20 protein-coding genes are annotated in these 17953 nt (G+C 51.9%); 10 read left to right on the top strand and 10 right to left on the bottom strand.

Features of this window, described 5'->3' with window-relative positions; all coding sequences use genetic code 11:
• Positions 1-50: 50 nt before the first annotated feature.
• From NDA02_RS16035 to recF, 6 genes are all read left to right on the top strand, one after another.
• Entirely contained in the window at positions 51-557 is a 507-nt protein-coding gene (locus NDA02_RS16035; RefSeq protein WP_190790946.1) for an aspartyl/asparaginyl beta-hydroxylase domain-containing protein, read from the top strand.
• 116 nt (positions 558-673) lie between these two features.
• Positions 674-2047 (top strand): TrkH family potassium uptake protein, encoded by a 1374-nt coding sequence (locus tag NDA02_RS16030; RefSeq protein WP_190790947.1) that lies wholly within the window; start codon positions 674-676, stop codon positions 2045-2047.
• 93 nt (positions 2048-2140) lie between these two features.
• Entirely contained in the window at positions 2141-2845 is a 705-nt protein-coding gene (locus tag NDA02_RS16025) for an NAD-binding protein (RefSeq protein WP_190790948.1), read from the top strand.
• A gap of 936 nt (positions 2846-3781) precedes the next feature.
• Positions 3782-6208, top strand: a complete 2427-nt coding sequence (locus tag NDA02_RS16020; protein ID WP_190790339.1) for an ATP-binding protein — start codon at positions 3782-3784, stop codon at positions 6206-6208.
• Positions 6202-7527: a response regulator gene (locus NDA02_RS16015; protein WP_190790340.1), complete on the top strand. Its 1326-nt coding sequence runs from the start codon at positions 6202-6204 to the stop codon at positions 7525-7527. The genes NDA02_RS16020 and NDA02_RS16015 overlap by 7 nt, the downstream gene beginning before the upstream one ends.
• 132 nt (positions 7528-7659) lie before the next feature.
• Positions 7660-8793, top strand: a complete 1134-nt coding sequence (gene recF / locus NDA02_RS16010; protein ID WP_190790341.1) for a DNA replication/repair protein RecF — start codon at positions 7660-7662, stop codon at positions 8791-8793.
• A 22-nt stretch (positions 8794-8815) separates the two neighbouring features.
• Here recF and NDA02_RS16005 read toward each other — a convergent pair whose 3' ends face one another.
• On the bottom strand, positions 8816-9313 hold the full coding sequence (locus tag NDA02_RS16005; protein WP_190790342.1) for a DUF393 domain-containing protein: 498 nt from the start codon (positions 9311-9313) through the stop codon (positions 8816-8818).
• Between the two features lie 288 nt (positions 9314-9601).
• Here NDA02_RS16005 and NDA02_RS16000 point away from each other — a divergent pair, with 288 nt between their 5' ends.
• Positions 9602-10162, top strand: coding sequence for a hypothetical protein (locus NDA02_RS16000; RefSeq protein WP_190790343.1), 561 nt, complete (start codon positions 9602-9604; stop codon positions 10160-10162).
• Positions 10163-10210: 48 nt separating this feature from the next.
• Here NDA02_RS16000 and NDA02_RS15995 read toward each other — a convergent pair whose 3' ends face one another.
• Both NDA02_RS15995 and glsA read right to left on the bottom strand, forming a co-directional pair.
• On the bottom strand, positions 10211-10972 hold the full coding sequence (locus NDA02_RS15995) for an SDR family oxidoreductase (RefSeq protein ID WP_190790344.1): 762 nt from the start codon (positions 10970-10972) through the stop codon (positions 10211-10213).
• A complete protein-coding gene (gene glsA / locus NDA02_RS15990) occupies positions 10969-11985 on the bottom strand; it encodes a glutaminase A (protein WP_348255281.1) in 1017 nt (338 codons plus the stop codon). The genes NDA02_RS15995 and glsA overlap by 4 nt, the downstream gene beginning before the upstream one ends.
• A gap of 220 nt (positions 11986-12205) precedes the next feature.
• Between glsA and NDA02_RS15985 the strand changes: the two genes are divergently transcribed.
• Together NDA02_RS15985 and NDA02_RS15980 are read left to right on the top strand one after the other, a co-directional pair.
• Entirely contained in the window at positions 12206-12385 is a 180-nt protein-coding gene (locus tag NDA02_RS15985; protein WP_190794602.1) for a hypothetical protein, read from the top strand.
• A gap of 618 nt (positions 12386-13003) precedes the next feature.
• The gene (locus tag NDA02_RS15980) at positions 13004-13198 is read left to right on the top strand and encodes a hypothetical protein (RefSeq protein ID WP_190794601.1); all 195 of its coding nucleotides are present in this window, start codon (positions 13004-13006) and stop codon (positions 13196-13198) included.
• Positions 13199-13210: 12 nt separating this feature from the next.
• Here NDA02_RS15980 and NDA02_RS15975 read toward each other — a convergent pair whose 3' ends face one another.
• The 5 genes from NDA02_RS15975 to NDA02_RS15955 all read right to left on the bottom strand — a co-directional run bounded on the left by NDA02_RS15975 (position 13211) and on the right by NDA02_RS15955 (position 16133).
• Entirely contained in the window at positions 13211-13813 is a 603-nt protein-coding gene (locus NDA02_RS15975; RefSeq protein ID WP_347277934.1) for a CPBP family intramembrane glutamic endopeptidase, read from the bottom strand.
• Positions 13814-13921: 108 nt separating this feature from the next.
• On the bottom strand, positions 13922-15022 hold the full coding sequence (locus NDA02_RS15970) for a DUF3326 domain-containing protein (RefSeq protein WP_190794600.1): 1101 nt from the start codon (positions 15020-15022) through the stop codon (positions 13922-13924).
• Between the two features lie 26 nt (positions 15023-15048).
• Positions 15049-15258, bottom strand: coding sequence for a hypothetical protein (locus tag NDA02_RS15965; RefSeq protein ID WP_190794599.1), 210 nt, complete (start codon positions 15256-15258; stop codon positions 15049-15051).
• Positions 15255-15590, bottom strand: a complete 336-nt coding sequence (locus tag NDA02_RS15960; RefSeq protein ID WP_190794598.1) for a 2Fe-2S iron-sulfur cluster-binding protein — start codon at positions 15588-15590, stop codon at positions 15255-15257. The genes NDA02_RS15965 and NDA02_RS15960 overlap by 4 nt, the downstream gene beginning before the upstream one ends.
• Positions 15591-15938: 348 nt before the next feature.
• The gene (locus NDA02_RS15955) at positions 15939-16133 is read right to left on the bottom strand and encodes a hypothetical protein (protein WP_190794605.1); all 195 of its coding nucleotides are present in this window, start codon (positions 16131-16133) and stop codon (positions 15939-15941) included.
• Between the two features lie 128 nt (positions 16134-16261).
• On the opposite strand from NDA02_RS15955, the gene NDA02_RS15950 reads away from it, so the two are divergent.
• A complete protein-coding gene (locus tag NDA02_RS15950) occupies positions 16262-16858 on the top strand; it encodes a DUF2854 domain-containing protein (protein ID WP_190794597.1) in 597 nt (198 codons plus the stop codon).
• Between the two features lie 22 nt (positions 16859-16880).
• Here the strand turns inward: NDA02_RS15950 and NDA02_RS15945 are convergent, their stop codons facing one another.
• Both NDA02_RS15945 and NDA02_RS15940 read right to left on the bottom strand, forming a co-directional pair.
• On the bottom strand, positions 16881-17483 hold the full coding sequence (locus tag NDA02_RS15945; protein WP_190794596.1) for a DUF924 family protein: 603 nt from the start codon (positions 17481-17483) through the stop codon (positions 16881-16883).
• The gene (locus NDA02_RS15940; RefSeq protein ID WP_190794595.1) at positions 17480-17878 is read right to left on the bottom strand and encodes a hypothetical protein; all 399 of its coding nucleotides are present in this window, start codon (positions 17876-17878) and stop codon (positions 17480-17482) included. The genes NDA02_RS15945 and NDA02_RS15940 overlap by 4 nt, the downstream gene beginning before the upstream one ends.
• Positions 17879-17953 lie beyond the last annotated feature (75 nt).

Below are 17953 nucleotides of genomic sequence, written 5' to 3'. Positions count from 1 at the left end.
TGCCCGATCAAGAATAGTGCTGGAGAAGAATAGCCGATGAGGAACCGCTGATGTATTACGACGCGAACCAATTTGACTTCGTTACGCTGCTGGAAGACAACTGGAAGGTTATTCAGTACGAGCTGAGTCAACTGCCAAGCCAAGACTTCATTCCCTATCCAGAGCGATATTTGCTCGACAAACGGACGGGCTGGGATGTGTTTGGGCTGTACTTTGTCGGGGTCAAGATTGACTTCAACTGTGAGCTTTGTCCGCAGACGGCGCGTCTGGTGAAGCAAATTCCCGGCATGATCACGGCGGGCTTTTCGCGGCTGGCTCCCGGAGCGCATATTGTGCCCCATTCGGGCAGACCGAGCGGTGTGCTGCGCTGCCATCTGGGTCTGGATGTGCCGCCTCGGTGCGCTCTGCGAGTGGCAAACGAAGTGCGATTGTGGAAAGAAGGCAAGTGCCTTGTGTTTGATGACACCTCCGAGCATGAGGCGTGGAATTTGAGCGATCGCCATCGCGATGTGCTGCTGCTTGACTTTAAGGCTCCGCCTGGCTTTCTAGCCGCCTAGCCCCATTGCCCGAACGGGTTACCACACTGGAGCAGTTGGAATCGCTTACACTAGGAAAACTCTCGCTGCAAAGGGTTCACCCTGTCTCACAAGCGTCTCACAATCAATACGTTTCAATGTTTTTGAAAAAGCTGTCGTTTCGGCCGTCCAAGTTTGTCACCGTGCCGCGCACGATTTGTTTTGGCTTCCTTGCCGTGATTCTGCTGGGAACGCTGCTGTTAATGCTGCCGATCTCGATCGCAGAAGGAACCTGGGGCGATTTTATTACAGCCCTCTTTACCTCGACTTCGGCGGTTTGCGTGACGGGGTTGGTGGTCGTGGATACGGGAACCTATTTCTCCTTCTGGGGGCAGTTCTTCATTATGCTGCTGGTCCAGATCGGGGGTCTGGGCTATATGACGGCAACCACGTTTCTGCTGCTGCTGGTGGGGCGGCGGTTTGGCTTGCGGGAGCGGCTGGCGATTCAGCAATCCCTTGATAGTCCAGGGCTATCGGGCGTGGTGCAGTTGGTGAAGTCGATTATTGCGACGACGCTGGTCTTTGAGTTGACCGGGGCATTTTTGATGATGGCCGTCTTTGCGCCGCAGCACGGGTTCGATCGTGCCCTCTGGCTGGGACTCTTTCATAGCGTCAGCGCGTTTAACAATGCCGGATTTGGACTTTTTCCGGACAACCTCATCAGCTATGCGACCAATCTGCCCATTAACCTGATTATTCCTTTGCTGATCATTTTTGGCGGCATCGGTTATCAGGTGATTCAAGAAATGTATATTTGGCTGCGCGATCGCATTACTCGCAGCCGCGAACGCGTTGTGTTTCCGCTCAATTTTAAGATTGTCACCAGCACAACGATTTTTTTGCTGGTGCTGAGCACGCTCGCCTTTTTCCTGGTGGAGTACCGCAACGAAGAAACCTTTGGACAGTACAATTTCACCGGAAAGCTGATGGTTGCCTGGTTTCAGGGAGTCGTTCCGCGCACAGCCGGGTTTAACTCGATCGACTACGGCAAAATGACTGATGCGGGGCTGTTTATCACCATTGCCCTGATGTTTATCGGCGCGAGTCCGGGCAGTACGGGGGGCGGCATCAAAACCACAACGTTTCGGGTGCTGTTTGAATGCACAAAAGCCGTCTTGCAGGGCAAGTCTGAAGTACTGTGCTATCAGCGAGAAATTCCAACCGCTCTGCTCCGCAAGGCGATCGGCGTGGTGTTTGGCTCTCTGACCACCGTGATTATTGCCACGACCCTGATCGCGATTTCCGACCCTGATGTGGAATTTATCCGGGTGCTGTTTGAGGCAGTTTCGGCCTTTGCGACCGTAGGGCTTTCGACCGGGATTACTGCCAGCGTTTCGGTTTTTGCCAAGCTAGTGCTCATTGCCACCATGTATGTCGGGCGCGTCGGTGTGCTGCTGCTAGTGTCTGCCTTTCTTGGCGATCCCAGCCCAACGCTGGTGCGCTACCCAGATGAGAACCTGCTCGTGGGGTAGTAGCTTTTCCCCTCTCGATCGATAGATTGTTTCCCTTCTGGTTTAGGCTAGAAAATACGTCAGAGAAAAAATGCCACGTTACCTGATAACTCCGTGACCCTATCTTCCCTTTCTTCTCTCAGCTTTTTTAAGAGCCTGCGATCGAATAACCGTCAGTTTGCCGTGGTTGGGTTAGGGCGATTTGGGCGCGCGGTTTGCATGACGCTGCACCATTTGGGCTATGAAGTGCTGGGGGTCGATTCAGACGAGCGACGAGTCGCCCAGGTACTCTCTGATGAAATTGCTTCCCACGCGCTGCAAATTGACTCTACAGAACCTGCCGCACTTCGAGAAGCAGGGCTGTTTGAGTTTGATACGGTTATTGTGGCGATCGGCAATTACGTTCAAGAGAGCGTTATCACGACGCTCAATTTGAAAGAAGGCAAGGTGCCCCACGTCGTCGCCAAAGCCTCTTCTGAAATTCACGGCAAGCTGCTCAAGCGAGTGGGAGCCGATCATGTGGTGTTTCCAGAGCACGAAATGGGCTGTGAGCTAGCCCGATCGCTGACCCGCCCCGGAGTGCTGGAGCGGTTTGAGCTAGACCCGGATCACAGTATCGTTGAAATTGTGGTTCCGGCAGAGTTTGACGGCAAGACGATTTCCGACCTCGATCTGCGGAGACGCTACGGCTTAAACCTGCTGGCTGTTTGCCGGGAAAACCAATTTGAAATTAATCCCAGCCCCCTGACCCGCTTGGCGAAGGGTTCATTAATGGTGGTTATTGGCTCGAATCGGGGCATCGATCAACTTCCTGTCTAGTGATTTCTTCAAGAAAAGAAACGGAAAAATCATCTCAACGCGATGTGAAGCAGTGCTAAATTGCTCTCGCTCCAATCCTGATTTTAAAAATCAGCGAGATTGAACTCACTTCTGATTTCGCTTCATCCCTACAGGAAAACGAGCCAGAGCAGAAACCAGGCAATCAATTAAGGAATAAGGGCTCACTTAAAGAAGCGAAAGAAGCGAATTGAGAGGCGAATTGCGGGGTTGTCGCTCATCAAACGAAACCGAACGATAAACGCTAATTTAAGTAGAAATTAAAGAAATAGGTAGAAATCGCTTTTTATTCCATAATGTTTGGGAGGTTAGATTGACCCAAGCTTATTTGCCCGATGTCTTTTAGCAAGTCGCGGTGAAATTATACCGATTCTGTCTAAGGCAGGGCATCGGCAGGGACTTAGAACCTGCTTAGGAGCTTTGAGATCCCCCCAATCCTCCTTCAAGAGGGGAAAGGAACTGTTGCAGTGATTGGGGTTGTCAAGGAAAAGCTGAACCATTCCATGTCCCTCTTTTACACCTCTCTTTTAAGGGAATTGAGGGAGGTCTGAGCCGATCGCGCCACCCATTCATTGCCCCTTCCCCTCGCTGCCTCTGCTGATTACTGGGTCGAGTGAATCTGATGCAAGCTCAAACTCAATGAGTATTAAAAATGAGTATTAGATGAGTATTAGAAGTTGAACGATAAAAAACAGCAATAATTTTTGGCAATTTTCCCCAAGTTGAATATTCCATCCTTACAAGTTTCTTATCCTTACAAACGAAAATAAAGCGATACAAAACAGCGCTCAGTCAACTTAGCTCCTGCCTTAAGCACTTCTACCTGAAAATACGATCGTATTTCCTGTTTTAATTCCGCTTTTAACCCTGCCGCTTGCCCTTTTCTAACATCAACGCTTAAAAAACAAATTCTTGCTTGTGAATGAGTCTTGGCGATATCTTTTAGTTCTGGTAAGTGGAATAGTGTTGGGGCTGATTGCTTCTCATTTTGTCAGAGCGGTTGTCCTGCGGCGAGAACTTGCCCTAGTACAGGACATGAGCGAGCGCAAACGGGCAGAACAGGCACTTCAGGAACGGGAAGCTTTGCTGCGATCGATCAGCAACAATATTCCGAAGGGAATTCTCTACCAGCTTGTGCATGACCCCAAAGACAACTCGCTGGCGTTTTCCTACATCAGTACCGGAATTCAGGACTTGCTCGGTGTCTCCGCAGAAGCCGTCATGCAGGATATTAATGTGCTGTACGACTTGCTGCTCGACGAAGACCGAAAAGAAGTCGAGCGCCTGACCCAGCTCTCGCTGAAAAATTTGACCATTTACGAAGCGCAGGTGCAACAGCGTAAACTGCAAAACGGCATTCCTCAAGGCATTGTCTGGTCAAGTTCGCGGGCGGTTCCGCGTCGGTTAGCCGATGGGCGGACAATCTGGGATGGGGTTGCGGTAGACATTACGGACTTAAAAGAAGCCGAAGCCGCGCTCCGCCAGAGTGAGGCACAAATGCGAGCCGTGCTTCAGTCGATTCCCGATCTGGTGCTGCTGACTAACCGCCAAGGATCGGGACTGGCATATCACCATGGCGGAGAGGTTATGCTGCTGACCCCGAAGCCCATGCAGGAAGAAGGAATGACCGTATTCAATACGCTGCCGGAAACGGTTGCCCGCGATCGAATGCGCTGTATTCATCAAGCCCTCGACACAGGAGAACTGCAAACCCACGAATACGAGCTGCACAACAATGGCAAAACTCACTGCGAAGAAGCTCGCATTGTTGCTAGCAGTTCCGATGAAGTCGTGGTATTCGTGCGTGACGTTACCGCAGCCAAGCAGCGAGAAGCCGTTCGTCAACAGTTTGAAACCGAGCTAAAGCAGGCAAAAGAAGCCGCCGAAGCCGCAAATCAGGCAAAAAGCACCTTTTTATCCCACATTAGCCATGAGTTGCGATCGCCCCTGAGTACGCTGCTGGGATATGCTCAACTGCTTACCCGTAGCCCTAATCTGACTGCGATCGAGCGCGAATATCTGGAAGTTCTGAACCGCAGCGGCGACCACCTGACGCAAATTATTAACGATGTGCTGTCCCTTGCCCGGATCGAGGCAGGACGAGTCACGCTCAAGCAAAGCCCGGTTCATTTGCCCGATCTGCTGGGAAACGTTCAGTCAATCTTTCACATGCGGGCAAAGGCAAAGGGGCTACAGCTTCGCCTTGATCCTGCCGCTGATATTCCCACCTGGATCGAAGCCGATGAGGGCAAACTGCGCCAGGTGTTGATCAACCTGCTGGACAATGCGATTAAATTCACGCTTTATGGCAGCGTTACGTTGAGGGCCACGTTCAAGTCTCCTGCAGTTCTTCAGTTTACCGTGATGGATACCGGAGTTGGCATGGCACCCGAAGACCTGAACTCAATTTTTGAAGCCTTTATGCAGACCGAGAGCAGCGAACGATCGCGTCAGGGCAGCGGCTTAGGTTTGACCATTAGTGCTCGTTTGGTTCAGCTTATGGGTGGTGAAATCAATGCCGAGAGCCAGCCCGGAAAGGGAACAGCCTTGCAGTTTACGCTGCCTTATCAGCCAGCCCAGCGGCATGAGCAGAACCCAGCGACGCTTCAGAGCGATGGCAAGCAAATTTCCCAGCAGAATAACCGTTATGCCTATCTAAAAGTCAGACTCGCACCCGGTCAGCCTCCGTACCGCATTCTGGCGGTAGACGACATCGAAGCCAATGCCAATCTCGCTCAGCAGTGGTTAACCCTGGCAGGCTTTGAGGTGCAAATTGCCCACAGTGGGGTAAAGGCGATCGAACAATGGCAAACTTTCTCACCGCATCTGATCTGGCTGGATCTGCGGATGCCGAAAGTCGATGGACTAGAGACAACCGCTCGAATTCGTGCCCTGGAACAGCAGCAGCAGCGGCAAACTACGAAAATTATCGCGGTGAGCGCGACCGTGTTTGAAGAAGAACGACAGCGTGCCTTTGCTGCCGGATGCGATGACTTTGTCATTAAGCCCTATTCCGAGGAGGTTTTGCTGAATACGCTTCAGCAGCATCTTGGAGTGAAGTATTATTACGAACAATCCACAGCCGAGGTTTCAGCGAACTCAGTGAACTCAGCGAACGCTCGATCGGGTGCGATGCCTGTGCTCAATTCAGCAGATTTTCAGGGAATGCCTCAGGAATGGATTGCTCAAGTCAACTGGGCGGCGCGGGTTGCCCGGGATGAATCAGTCAGGCAGCTTCTTGATCAGATTCCAGCAGAGCAGCAGGCTTTGCGAGAAGCGATCGCCCATCTGGTTGACCACCTTCAGTTTGAGCAGTTAATCGAGATCACAGATGCCCTATGCTAGACAGCGACTCTTCCCCAGCCGTGCCGCCTTTGGGCAATGACAAAATGACGGGCGGCAATATCTTGATTGTGGATGATCTGCCAGATAATTTGCTGTTTCTGGCAACGCTGCTAACCGATGCAGGCTACGATGTGCGAAAAGTTATTTCCGGGCAGATGGCAATCAGCGCGGCGCAGGCAGAAGTGCCCGATCTGGTGCTGCTCGATATTGTGATGCCGGGAATGAGCGGCTATAAAGTGTGTGAACTGCTGAAAGCCAATGCCATTACCCGCAACGTACCCGTAATTTTCCTAAGTGCCCTGGATGAGGAACTGGACAAAGTGCAGGCATTTCAGATCGGCGGTGTAGACTACATTACCAAGCCGTTCCAGGTGGTCGAAGTGCTGGCACGGATTGAAACTCATCTCAAAGTCGGGAGGCTCCAGGCTCAGCTTCAGCAGCAAAACGCCCAACTCCAGCAGGAAATTGATTCTCGCACGGCTGCCGAATCAGCGGTGCAAATGCTGAATCAGGGAATTGAGGAAAAGATTCAGGAGCGGATGACCCTGCTTAAAGCCAATCATGCCGAGCTACTCCAGCAAAAAACGCAGCTCGCAACCGCCCTGACCGAAGAGCATCAGCAAACTGCAATCAACCCTCAACACCCGCTTGTTTTATCCAGAGAATGGCAAACCACGATCGCTGCCCTTCAAACCGCAACTCAGCGACTGCTTACCAGCAAAACCCCGCGATCGAAATCGGACGATCGTCATCTTGCCATCCTTGACGCAACCACCCGGCGCATCCCGCAGCTCATGCAGCAAGCCTTATCCGTTCCCCTGACTGATTTCCCCACAGACTTTCAGCCGATCGCGATCGACCCCACGCTGCTTTGCCGTGATCTGATAGAACAGTTCTCCTCACCCGAAAATCTGCATCAAATTACCTTTGTCCCCTGGGGAAAAGCTCCCGGCAAGCTCTCGATCGATCCAGTTCTGCTTCAGCAAGCCCTGCACCATCTGCTTGATAATGCAATTTGCTACTCGCCCCCAGGTGGAACCGTGCTGCTGGAGCTATTTTACGAACCGACTCGACTGATTCTCCGCATTCGGGATGAAGGCATTGGCATTCCGCCAGAAGAACAGGTGCAAGTCTTCAGCCCTTTCTATCGGGCAAGCAATGTAACGAGTAGCCCTTTTCCTGCGGGTTTTGGCATGGGACTCGCGCTCGCTCAACAAGCGATCGACCTGCACCAGGGCACAATCAACCTTCAAAGCGAACTGGCACAGGGCACAACAGTAACGCTCACCCTGCCGCTCACCCTGGCAACCGAACCCTGATTTCTCGTCCTACCCTGAAAGAGATGAAGTTCGATCGCGCATTCGATACACTCAATGATTGAACCTTCCATCCCCTGATCCTCTCACTCCCCTGATCCTCCCCTTTACCGGCTCCCTCCCCGCCCGCTCCCGATGTACCTGAAAAGCCTTGAACTAAAATACTTTCGCAACTACCAGGAACAGCAGATTACCTTTTCTGCCCCTAAAACGATCCTGGTTGGCGATAATGCTCAGGGCAAGTCGAACCTGCTGGAAGCCGTGGAGCTGCTGGCAACCCTTCGATCGCATCGGGCACTGCGCGATCGAGAACTGGTGCTGGAAGGAGAACCAATCGGACAAATCCTGGGCAGCTTAGAGCGAGACACAGGCACGATCGATCTATCGCTGATGCTTCGCAGCAACGGCAGACGCACCGTGAGTTTAAATGGGGAAGCCCTACGACGGCAGCTTGATTTTTTGGGCGTGCTGAATGCAGTGCAGTTTTCCAGCCTGGATCTGGATCTGGTGCGGGGCAGTCCGAGCGAGCGGCGCGACTGGCTGGATACCCTGCTGACCCAGCTCGAACCCGTTTACGCCTATATTTTGCAGCAGTACAACACGATTTTGAAGCAGCGCAATGCCTTTCTCAAACAGCGCAGCGATGCCTTCGAAGGCGAAACCCCTGCCCCCGAACCCACTCAACTTGCAATCTGGAATAGCCAGCTAGCGGCGATCGGCTCACGGGTGATTCGGCGACGGGCGCGAGTTTTGGAACGATTGGCTCCGGTGGCGCAGTCCTGGCATGAAGCAATCAGCGACAGTAAAGAAATTCTGGAAGTGCGATATTTGCCCAACGTGCATCTCGAAGCAGACGACCCGGACATTGTGCAGCAAACATTTTTGCAGCGATTAGAGCAGCGATCGATCGCCGAACTGCATCAGGGCACAACGCTGGTCGGACCGCACCGAGACGAAATCGAGTTTGCGATTAATCAAACTCCGGCGCGGCAGTATGGCTCTCAGGGACAGCAGCGCACCCTCGTCCTGGCGTTAAAACTGGCAGAGCTAAAGCTGATTGAGTCGATCGTGGGAGAACCCCCCCTGCTGCTGCTGGATGATGTGCTGGCAGAGCTAGACCTGAACCGGCAGAACAAATTGCTTGAAACCATTCAAGATCACTTCCAAACGCTGATTACCACGACCCATCTCGGCTCATTTGATGCCCAGTGGCTCAAGTCTTCGCAGATCCTCACGGTCAAAGCCGGACAGATTGTGCCTGAGCACTAACAAATTGTGCCTAGGTACTCGTTTAGCGGCGTTCGATATCGCATCGCCCTGTCTCGCAAAGCCGTTGATTTCGCTCAGCCAGGATCGTCTTCAGGTTGGGCCGTCCGGTGAGCTGAAGTCGCCATTTTGCCCAGATTCCATAAACCGCATCCGCAATCCAGCCGACGATCGGCAGTTTGGTTATGGCATAAACCCAGCCCATGCCCAGCACCTCATAGACGCGACGAAAAACTTCCACGTTTTGAATCACTGTGCCGTCAGGCAAAACGGCGTGAATTCGTGCCATTGCTGCTTCGTAATCTACGCCACCGTGAAGCTGTGGGTCATAGTCGTCAGCCACTACATCCACAAAGGCAACCAACCCGCGATCGGCATCTTTGCGCCGCAAAAAGTTGACTTCGTGCAGACAGAGCGGACATTGACTATCGTAGAGAAGCTTAATTTTCCACGTGGGTTGCGCTTCAGGATTGCCTGCAAGATTAGCTTCAGGACTAGCCTCAGGATGGATAGCAGAATTCATTTGGAGGGTTTGCGGATTCGATGCGTGCAGGTTGGATGAGTGCATGGTAAAAGGCGATCGTCTTTTTCTGCATTCTGTCCTGTTTAGCAATGGATTTGCAAGAGTTGGTGTGAATTTCAGGAAAAACCTTGCGGCTCAAACTCCTCCCTGAGAACTAATAATTTATAAATTCAGTTCGTTACGATGACAAAAGGCTTCATTCACCGTTACACAGCATTTGCATCACGCATGTGATGTTTGATGAATCAGAAATTGAACAATCAAGTAAGGATTGAGTGAATACTGACAATGACTATCGCAATATTAGGCTGGGGATCGTTGATTTGGAAGCCGCAGAATTTACGCTATGAAGGTTCCTGGGAAACAGGTGGTCCCGTTTTGCCGCTCGAATTTTCCAAAATTGCTGAGAACAAGCGGCTCACAGTTGTGATTGATTCGCAAAATGGAGCAATGTGCCCAACACAGTTTGCAATTAGTACCTGTACAAACTTAGAAGATGCAATCGAGGATCTCAAACAACGCGAAGGAACGACCACAGAATATATTGGCTATATCGATCGAGCAAATAACCGAAGTTCGATCGAGGAATACCCAGCACAAATTAACGTGGATCAAACCGTGCGCGAATGGTGTGAGGCAAACCGAATTGCCGCAGTGGTTTGGACAGCCATTTTGCCAAATTTCCCTGATAAGATGGGCGTCCCGTTTTCGATCGATGCTGCGCTGCGTTATTACCAGAGTTTATCGGCAGCGGATCAAGCCAGCGTGATGGAATATATTGACAAAACTCCGGCTGAAACTGATACGCCTTTGCGTTGCCGAATGCAATGTCAAACTGTTATCCGCTAAATCCATCCATTGCAGATCTCACAGTCACGGATCTCACAATTGCAGATCTCACGATCGCAAATAGCTGGCTCCGTTGACATCCACGATCGCCCCGCTGAGAAACAGCGATCCCTCTGCAGCTAGGAACAAAATCGTGTGTGCAACTTCCTCCGGGGTAGCGACTCGTCCAAATGGGCTTTGCTGACGGATCGCTTCTCCCGCAGGACTTTCCAACACCGATCGCGCCATTTCCGTTTCCACAAATCCGGGTGCAACTGCCATCACGCCAATTCCATAGGGCGCAAGGTGCTGAGCGAGCGATTGACTAAGCGCATTCAATCCTGCTTTGCTGGCTCCGTAGGCGTTAGCAATTGGCTCTCCCCGAAATGCCCCACGTGACGAGACGTTGATAATTCGTCCCTGTTGTCGATCGATCAGGTGACGCGCCACGCAATACGCCACATTTGCCGCCCCGATCAAATTCACGCCGATCGTCTCCTGCCAAACCTGCTGCCAATCGGTATAAGACGTTTGATTCAGTGGATGAAGCTGATAGACGCCAGCATTGTTCACCAGAATGTCGATCTTGCCGAGTTTGGCGATCGTTTCATTCACCATCTGTTCGATTGCGATCGGGTCAGTTAAACTCGCCTGCACCAGAATGTGACCCTCTCCTGCAAGCTCCTGTTTTACCTGGGCTGCGGCTTCCGATCGCTGACCATAATGCAGGGCGACGGTCGCTCCGGCTGCGGCAAAGGCGATCGAGGTTGCGCAACCAATGCCGCCCGATGCTCCGGTAATGAGAACTGTTTTGTCAGAAAAATCTTTCATGATATTGCGTCCTTTCCGAAGGGGGAGCCGGGCATCACACACTCAAACAAATGCAAGCCAAATCGCTGTGATAGCTCCTCGCAGACCCTTACGCCTCTGGCGCTATTGCCTCTTGCATCCAGTAAGGGCGAGAAAACTGCAATTCCCAGGCGAGCGGGCACAACCACAATAATGCCGCCGCTCACCCCGCTTTTGGCAGGCAGTCCCACTTTGTAAGCCCACTCTCCGGCAAAATTGTACATTCCGCAGGTGTACATAACGCTGAGGATATCGCGGACATAGCAGGCCGGAACCGCCTGAACACCAGTCAAAGGATTTTTGCCGCGATTTGCTAGGGTTGCTGCCATTGTTGCCAGGTCGCGACAGTCTACGAGCAGCGAACACTGCTGAAAATAAAGGTCTAATGCTTCGTCGATTTTCTCGTCGATCATGCCGAAGTTGAGCATGAGATGCGCCATTGCTCGATTGCGGTGCCCGGTTGTGCGCTCCGACATAAACGTGGGCATATCGATATAGGGTTCGTGTCCGATGTATCGCTGAAACATGGTCAGCATTCGATTCAGACGATCGGTTGCGCCGTTGCCCTTGATCAAACTGGTAGTCGCGATCGCTCCGGCATTCACCATTGGATTATAGGGACGCTTCGACTGTTCATCTAAAACGATCGCATTAAACGCATCTCCGGTTGGTTCTACACCAACTTTTGCCAGCACCCGATCGCGCCCATGATCTTCCAGTGCTAATCCATGCACAAACACTTTAGAAATGGATTGAATTGTGAACTGCTGCTCCCGATCACCCACGCCAAACTGCTGCCCATCTACCGTGGTGACGCAAATGCTAAACCAGTCAGGATTCATCTTCGCCAGTTCGGGAATATAATCTGCGATTTTGCCTGACTGTAGCGATCGATACTGAGCATAAAGCTCTTCCAACACCGATTGCAGCAGATCAATTGAAATTGGGGCAGGGGCAAAGCTGGGAGTCGAGCGAATATCGGGAGTCAGGGTCATAAGCTCGGTGTAAAGCAGGTGTTACCATTCTCCCATTTCTTTTTCTTCTGATTGCGTTTTTTATTGCAGAATCATGGTTCACTTGATTCCTGCGATCGTTCCCATTCCGGTCTCGCAACAGTACTTTTTAATTGCTAAACGAATTAACATAACGTTAATTTTTTTGTTTCTCTACCGAGCGGCACATCTCAATTTCAGTCCTTCCGCATAAGCTTGTAAAATGAGCTATGTAGATACTCTCAAATACACTGTTAAACAATACCAAAGCGGCAGAATTAGCCGTGATGAGTTTCGAGCCTGGCTGAAACACAGTTTGACCCTGCAAATGAGCATCCGCATCGAGCAAACCACCAAACGAATGCTGCAAAGCAAAATTCAGGCGGTTCGATCGCTGTTCTAAGTTAAAAATTTTTAAGAGAGCTTTTTAAGAAAGCATAAGCTGGGCTGGCAAAGCGTAACTCATGCAGCTTTGGAATTGCTGCGCTACTCAGGTACGTTACAACACTCTAGCAACTGCTGAGCAGGAGCGGTGCAGAATTCAGTCAACCGCTCGGATATGGCTCCGGTTAGCGCAGGCAGAATAAAGCTTAGGCAGGACAAGGCTGGCAGGACAAGAGGCTGGCTTGCTTTTTTCCTCAACGCAGATTCCCAGATGCAGCGTTTCTCCCTGTCGCCTGCTTCAAGCTACAGGGGCTAACTATATCAAATTTGGACATTTTAGAGATTTGGAGAAATTGCAGAATTGTATCCCAGTTCTTTAGATAAACAATACTGCCAATTTTCCTGATCAGGGTGAGGCTGCGGTGTAGTTTGAAGAAGTGCGGATTTTCTAATCTAGAATTGCTAAGATCTTGCGGGATTTTGCGATCGATCTGGAATAGATTGCTGAAATGATGAGGTTTTACTCAAGACTTCAGTTCAACGCTTCCCGGTTTATCGTGTTTGACTGTTTAACTGAGCTTTTTTAGCTGCACTTTAGTTTTAGTTGCACTTTGTTTTAGCTGCACTCTGTAAAACCGTGAATTCCAGCAATTCTAAGGCAATGTCTCTCGAAGCGTGCATCCGACAAGCCCTAGAGCAGGGCGAACTCACTCCTGGTCTAGAAATCCGTATTGAGCAAATTGTAGAGCAGGGCAACCTGACTGAGCGCGATCGGCAACTGCTGCAATTGCTGCAAGATGCGATTCAGGACGACTGTATTCGCCGAGCATAGGCTTTTGTCTGCCTAGCCCGCCACGTCTCGCATCCGCCATTTCCAGATGCAGCTTGACACCAGATTTGTCACGATATGCGCCACCACGGGAACGAGCAAATTTCCGGTTTCTAGCGCGCCCCAGCCCAGCACTAGCCCGATCGTTGTTGCCCAAATCATATATGACCACTGCTCGCGGCCGCTAAAGTGCATTACACCAAAGCACAGGCTTGAAATCAGCAGTCCATACCAGTTCAACCCCACCGAGGGCAGCATCACCCCCCGAAACAGTAGTTCTTCGCTCAGTGCTGGCAGTAGCCCCAGCCAGATCAGATCGGGCAGGGCAAGCGGCTGAATAATCAGGGCTAGATAGTAATCTGCACTCTGACGATAGCCTGCCCAGAGCCGATAAGTAATCGAGCTAGCAGCCGTAATGCCAACGCCCAGCCCCACGCCCCACAGCGCACTCTGGATTGACCAATCCAGCGGCAGCAGCGCAACCGGATCAAGCAGTAGCCAAAGCCGCGAAGCCAGCAGCAGGACGATCGCCGTCACGCCCATTGCAGTGAGAACCTGAACCCGGCTTAAAGGTTCAACATCAGGCTGAGGAGTGGGGTTAGAAGGTGGCTCAGACACAGTTTCTTTAGGGGAGCTGGGATGGGAATAACGAGCAATTTTTAACAGCAATCTACTGCAATCTGGTATGCGAATAAACCCTCGGAAGGGTTACAGATTGCCTAATGATTATCTAATTTCTTGAAGAAAATTTGCTTTTGGGGAAGCTGCAATGCACTCCTGAAGATTGGCAATCTGCGATCGAAGACTTGCCGGATTGAGCCCCGCCCGATGCGCCACCAAAACGCCCAGGGCTTCGAGGTAGGAATGAACGGCGATCGTTTCAATTCCTAAGGCTTCAGCCGGAACGTTTAGACTCGTCTGGTTTTCTTGCACAGTAATTATCTGGGTGGAAGTCTGGCTCAGGCTCAGCACTGCACTGCCGCCGCAGGCACTTGCCGGAATCACCAGCGCATCGACTTCATTTGCCCAAATTGCCCCTGTGGAAGGCATCGATTCTCGTGAAGTTACAAACTGCGGCGCACGGCTCAAGCCGACCAGCACACAGGGCAAAAACGTATAGCCCAATTCTTCAGCTGCCGATCGGGGCGAAAGGGTCGGGTCAATTGGCAGGGGCGACAGGGCAGGCGCGTGGGCACAGGGAATCTGAAACGTCCGCACAATCAAGTGGCTGATCACCGCTTCGGCTCCTGCCAGCGGGTCAACTCCCTGCCCATGCCGATATTGCATCAGTGCCTCAGTGCCCGGATCGTCAGGAAATCGGGCGACGATCGCCACGGCTTCTGCTTTTGCCTGGGTGATCAGCTTTTCGACTGCCCGCAGCAAACTGCCCGGATTTTGAATCGTGCCCCAAGTCGCACCGGATTCTGCCGTCCGCAGTTCCACGCCGAGCGGAGCATCCGTGACCACATAATCTGTCATCGTCAGACCCAGAGTTGCCCGTGCCGCATCTGCCACCTGCAAATGACGCAGCCGTAGCTCGGGTTCAATGCCCTGATCCAGCACCAACCCCACCCGGTTTTGATGCACCGGACGCAAGCCCCAGCTTCCCGCCGCAAACTGATCCAACCCGTAACCCTCCACATAGAGCGCGTTTGGCAGCGACCAGTACAGCGACGCGCCATTCATCACGTTGGGATGGGTAATGAGGCGATCGGCAACTTGAGCCATTGCTTTTGCAACAGGCAGGGCATCCCCGGCATAGCCTCCGATCGCCGCCCCAATGCCCGTCGGTACAATTAACATCACCGTATAGGGACGAGAATTCACGCTCACACCGTTCTAGTTCAACTCATTTAAACCGTAGTAACCGACGAAAAAGGAATCGCAAACTGAGTCGGGCTCAGCACAACGGCTTCGATCTGGGCAGTTTGACGATCAGCATCCACCCCCGCCACCGCCCAACGCAACGGCTCACCTTGCACCTGCAAAGCCTTCAGGATCGACCGTTGCAAGTCCGCAGGTTCCGTGAGCGAAACTTCGATCGTCACAAATCGCGTGATCACTTTTTCTTGCTTTCCTGAAACTGCCCGAACTGAAGCTGATACACCGTGTCTTCTTTCTCAGTTTCAACTTTCAGATCCGATCGCGGATACGATACACACAAAAGCGCATATCCCTGCTGCTGCAAAGCGGGACTAATGCCCATCCCGTCGGTCTGATCTACCGTGCCTTCCAAAATTTGGGCAGCGCAGGTTGTACAAACCCCGGCACTGCAAGAATAGGGCAAATCCAATCCGGCAGCCTGAGCCGCTTCGAGGACGGTCTGATTTTCAGGCACGGTCAGGGTGTGGGCTGTGCCTTGGTGATGAAGTTCGACAGTGTAGGCTTGACTCATAGGAATGCGATCGATTGCGTGACTTGCATTAAAAACGGCATTGATTCGAGACTGGAGGCGTAAATGCCCCAGTGATCTAGACTAGCGCAAGCCGATCGCTTTCACGGAGTAATGTAACTGCGATGTAATGGCAATCGAACGGATATCAAGACGGATATACAAGATGGTTTGAGGCGTAGCAGAAATCCTGCATTGCCCCCTAAACCCCCCAACTGATTGTTTGCCGCTCTTAAAGAGCGAGGGGGGACTTTGAGCAGTGGGAACCTGCGGTTACAAAAAGAATGCCTGCAATGGTTCGGTTCCACCGAAATCAGTTCGCTTAGGGGGCGGTTCGGAACAGCGATCCTGCTATCCTTGGGGGAAAGTGCGACGGAAGTCATCGATTAAATCATCAATTTCCTCGATCGCCTGATTGACATCAATCCGCAGGGTTCCTAAATCAGGTTGCTCTAGCAGGCGCAGCAGCGAATCACGCTGGCTCTCAATCTGCTTAAATCGATCGCGCAGAGTTTGAGGATCGATCGGGGTTTCAGAATCAGGCATCGTTCGTGCTCCGTAGGCTCATGGGCAGGCTCAGAGACAGGCTCTGGTGAAAATCCGCTGGAAAATCATTCAGCAACGACACACCTAAATGGTGAATAATTGTGAAGGGAATTCCAGGACTCAACTTTATGTTACGTCAAATTTCTCTCGGCGCATTGGGCTTAACCGTGGGCAGCATTCTAACCGTGGTTGGATTTGCCGCCTACTTTTCGGGCAATCCCACACTCAACCTGATCGGCTTTTTCTATGGAATTCCAGTTTTGCTGGGTGGTTTAGCCCTTCGTGTTGCCGAACTCAAGCCCGTTCCCTACAGCCAGCCCGTTACCCCCGACCTGCTAAACCTGCGAAAAGAGCAGGCAACTGCCACCCAAAACCAGATTCGATCGGATGTCACCCGCTATCGCTACGGACAAAAAGCGCACCTGGACACCTCGTTAGACTATCTAGGGCTGGAGCCCACCGACGAAGAACGTCCCGATCTGATTGGCATCCGGGAAGAGTCGCGCAACGGAGCTTACACACTAGTACTAGAGTTTTATTCGCCCCTTATTTCCTTCAACACCTGGAAAGGGAAACGGGAAAAGATCGAGCGATTTTTTGGACCCGGACTGTACGCTGAAGTCGAACAGCCAGAAGAGGAAAGAGTCGATTTGGCGTTAATTCGGCAAAGTGAGCAGGCAGTTACCCCTTCGGAAAGCTCCGAAGCAACCGAGCCAGCCAGCTAAAAGTACTTTGGAAATGGATTTGTTAAAACGACGAGCCGGGCTGCTGCAAAAATTCGATCTCTTCTGGTGTACTGAACCTGCCCAAAATCGCGTTGCGGTGGGGAAAGCGTCCGAAGCGATCGATCACATCTCGATGTTTAATCGCGTAGTCGAATGTGTCCTGTAGCTCTGGAGCGTCGGCACTTAGCTTTTCAAACAGGGCAACCGATCGCGCCTGGTTTGGCAACATTTCGCTGTGTTCAAGCGGCAGGTATACAAAAATCCGCTGAAGGGGTGCTAGCTCTTGATCAAATTTGCGATCGATCGCAGTTTTCGCCACGGCTAGAGCTTTGAGATCGCTCGCAAATGCCTGGGGTGTCCCCCGATAAAGATTGCGCGGAAACTGATCGAGCAAAATCAGCAGAGCTAGTGCCCCTTGCGACGTGCGCTGCCACGAGTCGAGCTGTCCGGCGGCGGCTTGCTCAATCAGCGATCGAAACCGTTCAGCAATTGCGCGATCGAACTCAGGAGCTTTGCCAAACCAGAGCTTGCGGCAAGCAGCATAGGATGTATCCTCCCCAGGCGCACCAAACCAGAAAGTGAGGACTTCGGCGGCGGCAGGCTCCAGAGTCAGATTTTGGCTCATTGCGGCATCCGGTTAATCGAGGGCTGAGAAGAAGGGAACGGAGCAACCGGAGCCGTTTGAGAAGGCTGCACCTGCGGGTTTTGCTGAGAATTTTGCTGGCGCAGTCGCTCTAGCTGACGAGCGCGAAAATCAGAAGCAGCAGAGTTAATCGTACGCTGCTGTTCCTGGTTAAACTCCGACATGCTGGGCATGGATCCCATTTGCAGCCGATGGAATAGGTCATACATATCTAAACCATTTGTGCCACCAAAGGAGTCACTGTTTTGATCGCTGCTGCCCAATCCCGGTAAAGCCTGATTTGAGCTGGTCTGAGCAGAAGCAGGCAGGGCACAGAGTCCGCCGATCGCGCTCAAGCTCACTAAGGTAAAACAAACTCGTTTGAATGCTCCGTTCATATCCTCACCTTGTCACCGAAAATTGACTTCAAGAATAGCGTGGTTGCTGGGATAGGAGACGAATTCTCGCTTAAA

This window comes from Leptolyngbya sp. ST-U4, from assembly GCF_039962215.1.
In the GTDB taxonomy this organism is placed as follows: domain Bacteria; phylum Cyanobacteriota; class Cyanobacteriia; order Elainellales; family Elainellaceae; genus Leptolyngbya_A.
The sequence above is the reverse complement of the archived record's forward strand: the minus strand, read 5'-3'. Positions and strand labels throughout refer to the sequence as shown.